Raw genomic sequence first — 11843 nt, forward strand, 5'->3', positions numbered from 1 at the left:
GCATCAACGCCTGCGTTGTTTTTGCCTCCTTAATGTTCAACGTATGCGTGTCAAGCGTGGCTCGGCGCGAATTCGCTGATCACGCGGGGCGTGGTTCATATGGTTGACCCAAGGGAAATCCGTCGTTTTTGGGCAAGTTTTGGGCCGTTTGTATGCGGAACCGGAACAGATCCGCGCCACCATCAGAAATGGAACAGCAGACCAACTGGGAAACTTCACCACAGAGAAAGGATGCGCGATGGGCGGGGCACTGACTACCAAACAGCAGGAGAGCTATCACCGAAACGGGTTCTTAGCCGGCGTCAGTGTGTTCGATACGGCACATGTCGCCGAAGCCAGGCATCAAATTGAAACCTTGGAGCGTGACCATGCAAATGGCGGGGGCGGGCATGACTTGAACCAGTTCTTCCGCGTGAACGGTCATTTGGTGATCCCGCTTTTGGCGGATTTGGCCCGGACGCCTGCGATACTGGACGCGGTCGAAGGGGTGCTTGGCCCCAACCTGTTGGTCTGGTCGGTCGAGCTTTTTATCAAAGAGGCAGGATCGGACAAAACCGTGTCTTGGCATCAGGATCTGACCTATTGGGGTATGGGCGAAACCGACGGCGAGGTCACGGCGTGGATCGCGCTGAGCGATGTGTCGATTGAGGCTGGTTGTATGCGGTTCATTCCCGGCAGCCATCACGGGCGGATTGTGAATCATGAGGATACCTTTGGCGCAGACAATCTGCTGTCCCGCGGCCAACAGATTGCCGATGTGAACGAGGCCGATGCCGTCCATGGGCCGCTGCGCCCCGGTGAGATGTCTTTGCATCACGGGCGCTGTTTCCATGCATCTGGTGCAAATAGATCAAGTGACCGCCGGATCGGACTTGCGATCAGATATGTTACCCCCGAGGTGCGCGATGATGCGCCGGGTAGGGATTACGCGATGCTGGTGCGCGGTGTGGATGCGGCGCGCGGGTGGATCAACGTTGCAGGACCGCGCGGGCTTTTCGCCGCGCCGGACCTTGCATTTTATGATCGTGTCATGGCGGATCAATCTGCCACACTGGCGGCAGGGGCGACGGGAGATGTGTCCATGTACGGTGCAACAGGAAAAGAGGGAGCGAGCCAATGACCGATTCAAATCCAAAGGTGTCTTTCACTCAGATGAAGGACGGCACCAAAGACGAATACCTGCTGTTGCACGAATTGGAGAAGCCCTATCTGGGCCTGACCGCCGATCGCATTCTGGATGAGCTGCGCCGACAAGGCGAGGCAACCTTGGAAGGCTATCAAATCACCCGGCTGGAACATGGCCTGCAATCGGCCAGCCGGGCAGAGGCCGAAGGCGCGGATATCGACTGGATTGTTGGGGCGCTTTTACATGATATCGGTGATGGGCTGGCCCCGCAGAACCATGACCGCTTTTCCGCCGAGGTGATCCGCCCCTTTGTCCGGTGGGAGGTGGCCTGGACGGTGGAGCATCACGGGATTTTCCAGATGGTCTATTACGCGCACCACTATGGCTGGGACAAAGATGCGCGGGACCGGTTTAGGGATCACCCTTGCTTTGCCACCTGCGCGGCGTTTTGTGAGCGTTGGGATCAGGCCTCCTTTGATCCGGAATATCCGTCACGATCTCTGGACCATTTTGAGCCGATGGTGCGCGAAGTGTTCGCCCGAAAAGCCTATGATCCTGCCGTGATCCGTGAGGACGAGGTGATCGGACTTTAGGCTCTGCGTCTTAGGTCAAATTGACTATCGGCGGCATGACGTCACAATTGGGCAAGGTCATTTTGGCCGATTTCTGCAAAATGCCGCTTTTGGTATTTTGCCCGTTCGTTTGGCGTGTTTACTGTACCTGCGTTCGGGGCCGAACGATGTGGGGAAAGGCAAACATAGATGTCGGATTTATGGGGCGGGTTGTCCCAGGCTTTCTATATGCTTTTCTCGCTCGATGCGGACCTGGTTGAGATCACCTTGCGGTCGCTTCAGGTGACGTTGACGGCCCTGGTGATTGCTTCGTTGATTGCATTGCCGCTGGGCGCCTTGCTGGCGGTGCGCCGGTTTCGGATACGGCGACTGACCATTGCGGTACTCAACGCACTGATGGGCTTGCCGCCGGTGGTGGTTGGCCTGATCGTCTATATCATGCTCAGCCGATCTGGCCCGTTTGGGGTCTTTGGCCTGTTGTTCACGCCAACGGCGATGATCATTGCGCAGGTCATCATCATTGTGCCGCTGATTGCGTCCATCGCGCATCAGGCCCTGCGCGAGTTGTGGTCAGACTATCACGACCTGCTGATTTCTATGAACACAACTCATGCGCAGCGGATGAAAACTCTGCTTTGGGATGGACGCCGGGCGCTGCTGACGGCGGCATTGGCAGGGTTTGGCCGCGCCATTGGTGAGGTCGGTGCGATCATGGTGGTGGGCGGCAACATCGACCACCATACGCGGGTTTTGACCACCGCAATTGCGTTGGAAACCGGCAAGGGTGATTTTGCGCTGGCACTGGCATTGGGCTTTGTTCTCATCGCGATGGCGATTGCCGTTAATCTGGTGATCCACTGGTTGACCCAGACCGAGAAGGAGGGCCGCTGGTGAGTGCGATGTTCCCTCTGATTGTAGAAGGTGCGATGACCCGGCGTGGCGGCAAAGTGCTGGTTGGTCCCGTCGATCTGCGGCTTGAGGCCGAAGGCATCACCATGGTGATCGGGCCAAACGGGGCAGGCAAAACGTCATTGTTGCGGTTGCTGCACGGGATCGCGCGGATCTCCGCAGGCCAAGTGACTTGGGCTTGTGATGAGGGCGAGGCCCGGCGCAGGCAGGCGTTTGTGTTCCAGACCCCGGTGATGCTGCGCCGCTCGGTGCGGGACAATCTGGCCTATCCCTTGCGCCTGACCGGTGTGGATCGCAAGACCGCGCGGACACAGGCCGAGGTCTGGGCGGAGAAAGTCGGCCTTGGCGATGCTCTGACGCGTCCCGCCACCGCATTGTCGGGTGGCGAGCGGCAAAAGCTGGCGCTGGGCCGTGCGTTGATCCGTGCGCCTGATGTGTTGTTTCTGGATGAGCCTTGTGCGTCCCTTGATGGGCGTGCGATGCGCGACGTCGAGGCCATCTTGCGATCCGCAGCGGAGGCAGGCACGCGGTTGGTAATGTCCACCCACGACATGGGACAGGCGCGGCGGTTGGCCAGCGAAGTTGTCTTCCTTCTGGGCGGCAAGATCCACGACCGTGGCCCCGCAGATACGTTTTTTGACAGCCCAAATACCGCGCAGGCCCGCGCGTTTCTAAGAGGAGATATTGTAGAATGAAGACCCTGATGATGGCGGCGATGACCACATTGGCAATGACAGGCGCGGCATGGGCCGACGAGATCAAGTTGGCGGTCACGACCTCCTTTCACAATTCCGGGCTGTCTGATGTTCTGGTGCCAGCGATCAAACGCGATCTGGATCTTGAGGTGCAATTGCTGGTGGTCGGTACAGGCCAGGCTCTCAAACTTGGGGCCGCGGGGGATGTGGATGCCATTCTGGTGCATTCGCGCAAAGCCGAAGAGAAATTCCTGGCCGCTGGCAACGGCACCCATCGCCGCGAAATCATGTATAACGATTTTGTCTTTATCGGCCCCCAATCAGATGTGGCGGGCGCAGGCAACGCGGCATCCGCAGCAGAGGCGCTGTCCCGTATCGCAAATGCCAAGGCCCCTTTTGTGAGCCGCGGCGATGACAGCGGCACCCATAAAAAGGAATTGAGCCTCTGGAACGTGGCGGACCTTGATCCGGCAGGTTTTGACAACTGGTACAAAGCTGTCGGCGCAGGCATGGGGGCGGCGCTGAACACGGCGGCGGGCATGAATGCCTATATCATGTCGGACAGGGCCAGCTGGCTCAATTTTGGCAACAAGGGTGATCTGGCGTTGGTTTACGCTGGCGATCCGGTGCTGTTTAACCAATACGCCTATCTGCCGGTGAACCCGGACAAACATGCCCATGTGAAACATGATCTGGCGCTAAGGCTCGAAGGATGGCTGGTGTCAGACACCGCAAAGGCCTTGATCAACGATTACAAAATCAATGGCGAGACATTGTTCGTTTTCAATGCGGTGCAGTGACGATCCGGAGCCAGAACTGACACTCTCAAAAGACAAAAAGCGCAACCGGGTGTTGCGCTTTTCTACTCCTCCAGATCCCCGTGCACCGCGAATTGCTCAAGCCCTGCACCTTGGGGTTCGATCACGCGGTAGGCTTCGCGCACGCCTGATCGGGTCAGCTCCCGCGCGACAGTCAGCAGGGTGTTGGCATCGTGCTCATCACACAGCTCCAACATTTGGCGAATTTCCTCTGCGGCCACGGGGCGGGCGGCAGCGGCATCCGGGGCGCCATAATATGTAACAAAATGCTGGGCGAGCAGATCAGTGAGCGTTTCAATCTCCGCCGCCTCAACCTGCGTCACCGCGACAAACGTCACCCGGCCCGAGGTTTCCAAACCGAACCATCCGTTTGCAAAGGCTTGCCGCGCTTTGCCGGACAGATCGGCCTCTGACCAGTCTGAAAATTCAAAACCACCCGAGATACACCATTCGCCCGTTCGGGCAGCGTTGGCATAAACACGGGTATCGCTTTCGTCAAAATGAATGGCGCGGGCCAGTTGCATCACAGATCCTCCAACAAGGTGGTGAGCGGAATAAGGGTGGTGTCATCGCCTTGGCGCAGCAACATGCCAAAGCGTTCATCGACGCCGAGAAAGCTCCCGGTCTGGCCGTTTTGCGTGGCCTCTTCGCCCATGCCATGCACCAAGCCGCGCCATTCCCCATGCACCGGCTTGACGCCTTCCTCGCTCCAGCGGGCGATCCAGTTCAATGTGTGACGGGCCCAACTTTCCAGCAGCCTTGGCGCCTCCACGTCGGCGCAGCCTTCGGCATAAAGGGCGGTGTCATCGGGGCTGTGGCCGGTTTCATCGTCTTTGGGCCAAAGCGGCAGGGAAAGCCCGACAACCAGCCAATCGGGCATTTCATCCGGGTTTTTTGTGCTGGCTGCGACGCGCATATGCCCGCATTTTGCGCCGTTGATCCGCAGACCGCCGCCCCATTCCAGATGCACGGCAACCTCCGGCGGGGCCAGCGCACCAAGCGCGTTTTGAAAGCCAACGCCGCAGACCGGCAACATCGCCATGGCGTCCTGCAAAGCCACTTCAGGGGCAAAGACGATGGCCGCGCTCAGGCTATCTGGCGACAGGTTGTGCACCACAAGGCCAGCGTCACATCCCACCGCCGCTTGCAGACAGGCGGTGTGAAACGGATCTTCACCGCCGGTGACAGCAAGACCAGACATCAAAGGAGGGAAAATCACCTCGGTCATGCGATGCCTTTGGCAATAAGCGCCTGCGCCACATCGGCAAAACCTTTGGCCTGCGCACTGTCCGGCGCGGAGACAACGATCGGCGCACCGCCATCTGCGGCCAGCCGGATATCGAGATGCAAAGGGATTTCTGCCAACAGTGGCACATTCAACTTGGCCGCTTCAGCCGCGACACCGCCATGACCAAAGACATGTTCCTCGTGCCCGCAGTTGGAACAAATATGCGTGGACATGTTTTCGATCATCCCCACAATCGGCACGTTCAACTGCTGAAACATGTCGATGCCTTTGCGGGCGTCGATCAGGGCAACATCCTGCGGTGTCGAGACAATGATCGCGCCGTCTACTTGCGCCTTTTGGGCCAGCGTCATCTGTACATCGCCGGTGCCGGGTGGCAGATCCACCAGCAGCACGTCCAAGGCGCCCCATTGCACCTGCATCATCATTTGCTGCAAGGCGCCCATCAACATCGGCCCGCGCCAGACCACCGCTTGATCATCATTGGTCATCAGACCAATCGACATCATTGTGACCCCGTGATTGCGCATCGGCAGAATGGTCTTGCCATCAGGGCTGGCGGGCCGTCCAGATACGCCCAACATGCGCGGCTGGCTGGGCCCGTAAACATCCGCATCAAGCAGACCAACACGGCGGCCCTGCGCGGCCAAGGCGCAGGCCAGATTGGCCGAAACAGTGGATTTGCCCACGCCGCCCTTGCCGCTGGCCACGGCGATGATGTTGTTCACCCCGGGAATTTTTTCCGGGCCTTTGGGTTCGGATTTATGGCCAAGTTTCAGGTCGGGCGGTGCAGGTTGGGCGCTGTGGCCGGTCAGAACAACGGACAGGTTTTCAACGCCTTTTACGGCCTTGACCAATGCCTCGGCCTGATCGCGGATCGGCCCGTAGGCCTCAGCGCGGGCCGGATCAATCTCAAGCACAAAGCGGACATTGCCGCCGTCAATGTTCAACGCCCGCACCACACCGGCCGCGACGATATCGCCTTTGCCGGTGGGGTCTTCGATGGTTTTCAGGGTCTCAAGGACCGCCTCACGTGTCACGCTCAAGGGTTAGTCCTGCCCTTTGATGGTGCCGGTCACGACATGTTCCATGTCCAGCCCGTCGATGGTGACAACGGCCCGCGCGGTGAACTCTTTGCCGCCGGTTTCCGCGCTGCGCATCGCCTCTTCGATGGCCTGCTGCGAGGTCACGCCAACCTGCTTGAGAAACTTGCGCATCGACATGTTGAAATCATCGCTCATTTTTTGATCTTTCCTGTTGGTGTTGACGAAAGAAGTCAGGAGTTCCTAACATCCTATATGTTTTTGCGCCTGCGTCATTTCCTTCTGGCCCTGATTGCCGTTGCCATCTGCGCCGGGCAAGCCATTGCAGATGAAAGGGAATTTCGCCTCTATGCGCCGCCCGCCCTGATCGAAAGCGGGGTGCTGAAATACATGTTGCCGCGTTTTTCCCTCAAAACTCAGGTGCGTATTGATCTGGTTGATGATCCCGCACAGGCCGATGCCAGCTTTGGCACGGAGGGCATTCCGGTCTTTCAAGGGCTGGGCCAGCGCTGGCATTTTGCGGTGCCGGATGGCGGTCATCCCGGTGCGCTGCGGTTTGGCGAGTGGATCGGTTCTGAGGTTGGTCGCCGGACCGTGGTAGGCTTTGAGGTGGACGGTACAGCCCTGTTCAGCCTGCCGTCGCAAGACCAAGCCGCTGCCGAAGCCGCGACCTATGACGGGGATGCGGTGGCGGGCCGGATCAAGGCGCGTGGACTGTGTGGGCGTTGTCACGTGGTGGTTGCGGCGGACCGGATGAATGCCATCGGATCGACGCCGTCTTTCTTTGCGCTGCGCAGCTTGGGCAACTGGGAGGACCGATTTGCCGCCTTCTTTGCCCTCAACCCGCACCCGGCTTTTACGCAGGTCGAGGACGTCACTGACCCCTTCCCGGTGGATCGCCCGTCGCCCATCGTTCCGGTTGCACTGACCTTGGACGATCTGGAGGCGATCATCGCCTATGTGGCCGCGTTGGAGCCAGCCGATCTTGGGGCGCCGCTTGATCATCAGTGATCCTTGCGTTTGCTAAGGTAGTCCGCCGTGGTTCTGGGGCGCGGACGTTCAGCGCCTGCAAAGGGGCTGTTTTCCGCATGGTATTGCGCGTTCACACGGCAGTTGTCGCACATCTGGATCATCCGCGCTGCATCACTGGTTTTGAACATCGCATGTTTGCCAGCCAACTTTTCCGTGATCTTTTCGATGGTGGATTTCACTCCAAACAATTCCCCACATTCCACACATGCAAAGGGTTCTTCTTCGTTCAGGATCACCTGTTCCAAGGCGCTGTTTTCAAGGTTCATGCGGGGCTCATAAGTGATCGCATCTTCGGGGCAGACATTGGCGCAAAGCCCGCATTGCAAACAGGCGTCCTCCTGAAACCGCAGCTGCGGCAGGTCGGGATTGTCGCCCAATGCGCCTGAGGGGCACAAAGAAATGCAAGACAGGCAAAGCGTGCAAGCATCCGTATCAACCAATACCGCGCCGTAGGGGGCATCGCCCGGCAAGGCGATCTGTGTCGCCTCCGGGTTCAGCGCCTTTGCGGCGGTGCGAGCGATTTGCCTGCGCGTGCCCATGGGGCGCTGCGGGGTCACATCGTTGGCGGTGATTTGTGCAGCGAACAATTGATCCGACAACATGTCAGGGTCACTGGTGTCCATCAGGGTAATCCGGTCGCCGCCCATGGCGCGGGCAAGGGCAGCTTCGCCGGTTATAACATCGCGGTCTGATTTTGGTGTGAGCAGGACAGTCACCTCCGCAAACCCAGCGGCCAATGCGGCCAACATCTCGGCATGGCCAATGGTGGCGAGGGCGTCGACCTCCAGCGGGATCACATTGGCCGGCAGGCCGTTGCCGTACCGCGCGGCGAGGCGGATCATCTCGGCGCCGGTTTCATTCACGGCCAGCAGGCGCGGATCTTGCCCGCCCGCATCCAGATAGGCTTTGGCCAGTGTCTGAATGCGGCGGAACGTCAGATCTGCAGGCGGCGCGTCATAGGTTATCGCGCCGGAGGGGCAAAGCGATGCGCAAGCGCCGCAGCCCGCGCAGACCAACGGATCAATCGTCACATGGTCGCCGTCCGGCGTGATCGCCCCGGTTGGGCAGACATCCAGACAGCGCGTGCAACCGGTCTGCTCCGCCCGCGAATGGGCGCACAGCAAGGGTTCGGCTTTGATATAAAGCGGTTGCTCAAAGGTGCCGGTCAGATGGGAAGCGTCAAGCACCGATGCGGCCACGTCCAACGGGTTGCCGGGGTCAGGGCGCAAGTAACCTTCGCGTTTTTCATGGGCCGGGAACAGCGGTGTCTCGCCGCGCAGGTCCAGCAGGATATCGCATTGTGACCGCCCGCCGTTTTGCGGATCAGAGAACGCAATATCACCGCGACCGGCAGGATCGGGAATTTGCAGTGCATCGATGGTGACGTCAAATTGGCCCAACGATCCCTTGGCGGTTTTCAAGCGGCCCACAACAACATCAAAATCGCGGCTTTCCAGGCCTTCTGGCGGGGCCGGCAGCAGGACGGTGACGCTCAGATACTGGGAAAGCTGCGTGGCAACTTGCAGCGCGGTTTCATCCCGCGCAAGGATCAGGCAAAGCCCTTCAGAAACGACATCCAGCGTCTTGGCCGTTGCGGCGGGCAATGTTGCCTCTGCCACCAGCGCGGCCATTTTGGGTAGTTTCGGGGCCTTGTCCTTGCTCCAACCTGCCCGGTCGCGCAGGTCCAGGGTGGCGGGGGCAGGGGCGTCCAGACTGTCTGCGAGCTCTTCGAAAAGGGCCGATTCTTGGGCACAGCAAAAAATCGCATCCCCGGTCGAGATCGCCTCTGCAGCGGCATTTGACTGGGTTGTACAAAGGGCGGAATGCACCTTTGAGCAAGGCAGGCCGGTGGCCGATTTGAGACCCTCCGTGTCTATGGTTTGGGTGCCAGCACAATCGCATAAAATCAATGATTTAGACATGTATTTCCCGCCCCAATTCCAGTCTGTTTCAAGGTCCGTTTTGCGCCCCGAAGCCATTCTAAGTAGGCATGATTCTTTTGGCCCGTAAACCGGCTTTTTGGCGGTGCTTTGGCTGGATCAGGGGCGAATCAGTTGGATTGATTCGGCTCTTCATTGGGTGAGCTGATTTCCGATTGTTTTAGTCGAGATAGACAATAAGTCCGCAGGGCTTATGGCCGACTTTCACAATTGCCCAAATTGTCCGCAATCTGATCAAAGCTTGCGCCAATCCCAATTCCCGCTTTGTCCAAGAGCGACGTTAGGGCAGGCTGAACCGGCAATATCGAATTCTCCGGGGCCAAGTGATCCACAATCCGAAACAGTATGAGACGATGCCGATGGGCGTTGTGCTGCGCCGCACACCGGGTGTGACCCGCTGGGCGAAATGGTCGTGGCGGGCTGTTGGCGTGTTGCCGGGCGCGGCAGAGGCCAATTGGGCCGCCCTGCGCAAGGATGGCGAAGTCACTGAATTTCACGCGGCAACCCTGATGCTTGAACTGCATGGCGCCGAAACGGACGCCTATCTGCATGGGCTAAGCGCACAGGTGCCTTGCCTTTATGTGGTGATGCGGGAAACCGATGATCCGGCGCGGCCCTTTGATTTGGTTCTGATCACCGCCTCGCCTTACGAGGCGCAGGATTATGCGGACAACGGCGAGGACGTGGTGGAAAAGATCGCGATGCCGCCGGTTGTGATCGGCTGGGTCGAAGCCTTTGCACAGCAGTTCCACATCGAAGAGATTTTCAAAAAACGTCGCCGCGACAAGAAAGACATCGGTCTGGTCGAAGACGGCATTGGAGATGCGCGAATTGCCCAGATGGCGGATGTTTATCGCGCACCGAGCAAGGCCAAGAAGGAGCGTCTTCAATGAGCCGCAGTGATTTCTGGTCGCGCCGCAAGGCCGCGGTTGAGGCTGAAGCCGAAGGCGATGCGCAGGCATTGTTGGAGGTTGAGGCCGAGGTGCAAGAAGCCGCTTTGGCGGAGAAGACCGATGCAGAGATCCTTGAAGAGTTGGGTCTGCCAGATCCGGACACATTGAACGAAGGTGATGATTTCAAGGTGTTTCTGGCTCAGACCGTTCCAGCCCGCATTCGTGATCGTGCTTTGCGCCGCCTTTGGATCAGCAATCCGGTTTTGGCCAATATCGATGGCTTGGTCGATTATGGTGAGGATTTCACCGATGCGTCCTTTTTGCTGGGCAATTTGCAGACCGCCTATCAGGTCGGCAAGGGCATGACCGCCCATGTTGAGGAGCTGGCCCGCCAAGCCGAGGCAGAGCAAACCGCCGCAGACGAGCCGGCCCCGCTTGAGGACGAGCTTCCAGCCGAGGCTGATGAACCCGTGCCGGATGCCGTGCCAGAGGATGATCTGATCGCCGCAGCTGAGCCGCAGCCAAGTGCAACCGAAGAAACACAAGAACCTGAACTGGCCGCCGCGCCCCGGCGGATGCGGTTTGTGTTCGACACGCCCCAGCAGGTGTCTGCGTGACCAAGGAGACCGATATGACCGCCACAGCAGAACAGATCACCATCGCGCCAGAAGACCGGCAGCGGGCCGATTTGTACAATTTCCTGGGTCTGCTTTTGGCCGGACCACCCAGCGAAATGTTGCTGGAACAATGTGCGGATCTCGGCGGCGATGAGGGCCCCCTTGGCACCGCGATCAATGCGCTGGCCAAGATTGCCAATCTGTCCAAACCCGCGCAGGTGGAACGCGAATTCAACAAGCTGTTCATCGGTTTGGGACGGGGTGAGCTGTTGCCCTATGCCAGCTATTATTTGACCGGTTTTCTTAATGAAAAGCCACTGGCCAGCCTGCGCCGCGATATGGCGGCACGCGGAATGCGCCGCGCACCCAATGTTTATGAGCCTGAAGACAACATCGCGTCTTTGATGGAGCTGATGGGCGCAATGGTTGTGGGCCGCTTTGGGTCGCCTGCGCCGCTGGACGATCAAAAGGTGTTCTTTAACCGGCACATCACCCCTTGGGCAGGGCATTTTTATTCGGATTTGGAAGCTGCGAAAAACTCGGTTTTCTATGCTGCGGTCGGCGCTGTTGGCCGCGTGTTCATGGAAATCGAGAGCGAAGGCTTTCGGATGAGCGCGGGTTAGCCCCCGCATTTTCGGCGGGCAACCGCCACCCACCAGAGAGGAGGACTCTCATGACCAAGAAAAACGAGGAGGCCACAAGCCGACGCGATTTTCTCAAGCTGGCGGCGACCGGCGCACCTGCTGCGGCAGTTGCTGTTGTTGCCACCGGGGGCGCGGCCGAGGCCGCAGAACCCGACCTGTCATTGGAAAAGATGCAGGATACCGCGCACACCCGCGCCTACTACGACAGCGCCCGTTTTTAACAAGGAACGGACGATGTGAACTGCCACAGGCGACTGGTTGCGATTGGCCCGACTGCCTGCGGATTTCGTTAACCCAGCTCAGTCCGA

The 11843-nt window shown here is 59.0% G+C and carries 15 protein-coding genes; 10 read left to right on the forward strand and 5 right to left on the reverse strand.

The genetic code is table 11. From position 1 onward, the window contains the following. Positions 1-238 precede the first annotated feature (238 nt). From C8N31_RS07600 to C8N31_RS07620, 5 genes are all read left to right on the forward strand, one after another. Positions 239-1120 (forward strand): phytanoyl-CoA dioxygenase family protein, encoded by an 882-nt coding sequence (locus C8N31_RS07600; RefSeq protein WP_037918331.1) that lies wholly within the window; start codon positions 239-241, stop codon positions 1118-1120. After that, positions 1117-1719, forward strand: coding sequence for an HD domain-containing protein (locus C8N31_RS07605; RefSeq protein WP_231476779.1), 603 nt, complete (start codon positions 1117-1119; stop codon positions 1717-1719). Before C8N31_RS07600 ends, C8N31_RS07605 begins: the two co-directional genes overlap by 4 nt. A 168-nt stretch (positions 1720-1887) precedes the next feature. After that, positions 1888-2592, forward strand: coding sequence for an ABC transporter permease (locus tag C8N31_RS07610; RefSeq protein WP_025048027.1), 705 nt, complete (start codon positions 1888-1890; stop codon positions 2590-2592). Between the two features lie 5 nt (positions 2593-2597). Next, positions 2598-3302 carry an ATP-binding cassette domain-containing protein gene (locus C8N31_RS07615; RefSeq protein ID WP_037918288.1) on the forward strand — a complete coding sequence of 235 codons (705 nt, stop codon included), beginning with the start codon at positions 2598-2600 and terminating at the stop codon, positions 3300-3302. Beyond that, the gene (locus C8N31_RS07620; RefSeq protein ID WP_025048025.1) at positions 3299-4102 is read left to right on the forward strand and encodes an ABC transporter substrate-binding protein; all 804 of its coding nucleotides are present in this window, start codon (positions 3299-3301) and stop codon (positions 4100-4102) included. Before C8N31_RS07615 ends, C8N31_RS07620 begins: the two co-directional genes overlap by 4 nt. Before the next feature lie 62 nt (positions 4103-4164). Here C8N31_RS07620 and C8N31_RS07625 read toward each other — a convergent pair whose 3' ends face one another. Genes C8N31_RS07625 through C8N31_RS07640 form a run of 4 tightly spaced genes read right to left on the reverse strand, consistent with a single transcriptional unit; the run spans position 4165 to position 6607 of the window. After that, positions 4165-4644, reverse strand: a complete 480-nt coding sequence (locus C8N31_RS07625; RefSeq protein ID WP_025048024.1) for a DUF6505 family protein — start codon at positions 4642-4644, stop codon at positions 4165-4167. Further along, positions 4644-5348 carry a biotin/lipoate--protein ligase family protein gene (locus C8N31_RS07630; RefSeq protein ID WP_025048023.1) on the reverse strand — a complete coding sequence of 235 codons (705 nt, stop codon included), beginning with the start codon at positions 5346-5348 and terminating at the stop codon, positions 4644-4646. Before C8N31_RS07630 ends, C8N31_RS07625 begins: the two co-directional genes overlap by 1 nt. Next, positions 5345-6412 (reverse strand): iron-sulfur cluster carrier protein ApbC, encoded by a 1068-nt coding sequence (apbC, locus tag C8N31_RS07635; RefSeq protein ID WP_025048022.1) that lies wholly within the window; start codon positions 6410-6412, stop codon positions 5345-5347. Before apbC ends, C8N31_RS07630 begins: the two co-directional genes overlap by 4 nt. Positions 6413-6415: 3 nt before the next feature. Continuing rightward, a complete protein-coding gene (locus tag C8N31_RS07640; protein ID WP_025048021.1) occupies positions 6416-6607 on the reverse strand; it encodes a DUF6494 family protein in 192 nt (63 codons plus the stop codon). 57 nt (positions 6608-6664) lie between these two features. Here C8N31_RS07640 and C8N31_RS07645 point away from each other — a divergent pair, with 57 nt between their 5' ends. Further along, complete coding sequence (locus tag C8N31_RS07645) at positions 6665-7420, forward strand: hypothetical protein (RefSeq protein WP_037918285.1); 756 nt, start codon at positions 6665-6667, stop codon at positions 7418-7420. Here the strand turns inward: C8N31_RS07645 and C8N31_RS07650 are convergent. Beyond that, positions 7414-9363, reverse strand: coding sequence for a 4Fe-4S binding protein (locus tag C8N31_RS07650; RefSeq protein ID WP_025048019.1), 1950 nt, complete (start codon positions 9361-9363; stop codon positions 7414-7416). The two genes, C8N31_RS07645 and C8N31_RS07650, sit on opposite strands and share 7 nt — an antisense overlap. Before the next feature lie 371 nt (positions 9364-9734). Here C8N31_RS07650 and C8N31_RS07655 point away from each other — a divergent pair, with 371 nt between their 5' ends. The 4 genes from C8N31_RS07655 to C8N31_RS07670 are packed head-to-tail and all read left to right on the forward strand — an operon-like array spanning position 9735 to position 11756. Beyond that, positions 9735-10274 carry a DUF3305 domain-containing protein gene (locus tag C8N31_RS07655; RefSeq protein ID WP_025048018.1) on the forward strand — a complete coding sequence of 180 codons (540 nt, stop codon included), beginning with the start codon at positions 9735-9737 and terminating at the stop codon, positions 10272-10274. Further along, the gene (locus tag C8N31_RS07660; RefSeq protein ID WP_025048017.1) at positions 10271-10891 is read left to right on the forward strand and encodes a DUF3306 domain-containing protein; all 621 of its coding nucleotides are present in this window, start codon (positions 10271-10273) and stop codon (positions 10889-10891) included. The genes C8N31_RS07655 and C8N31_RS07660 overlap by 4 nt, the downstream gene beginning before the upstream one ends. A gap of 14 nt (positions 10892-10905) precedes the next feature. Next, the gene (locus C8N31_RS07665) at positions 10906-11514 is read left to right on the forward strand and encodes a TorD/DmsD family molecular chaperone (protein ID WP_037918283.1); all 609 of its coding nucleotides are present in this window, start codon (positions 10906-10908) and stop codon (positions 11512-11514) included. A gap of 50 nt (positions 11515-11564) precedes the next feature. Continuing rightward, positions 11565-11756: a twin-arginine translocation signal domain-containing protein gene (locus tag C8N31_RS07670; RefSeq protein WP_025048015.1), complete on the forward strand. Its 192-nt coding sequence runs from the start codon at positions 11565-11567 to the stop codon at positions 11754-11756. Positions 11757-11843: the final 87 nt, after the last annotated feature.

This window comes from Sulfitobacter mediterraneus (assembly GCF_003054325.1).
GTDB lineage: Bacteria > Pseudomonadota > Alphaproteobacteria > Rhodobacterales > Rhodobacteraceae > Sulfitobacter > Sulfitobacter mediterraneus.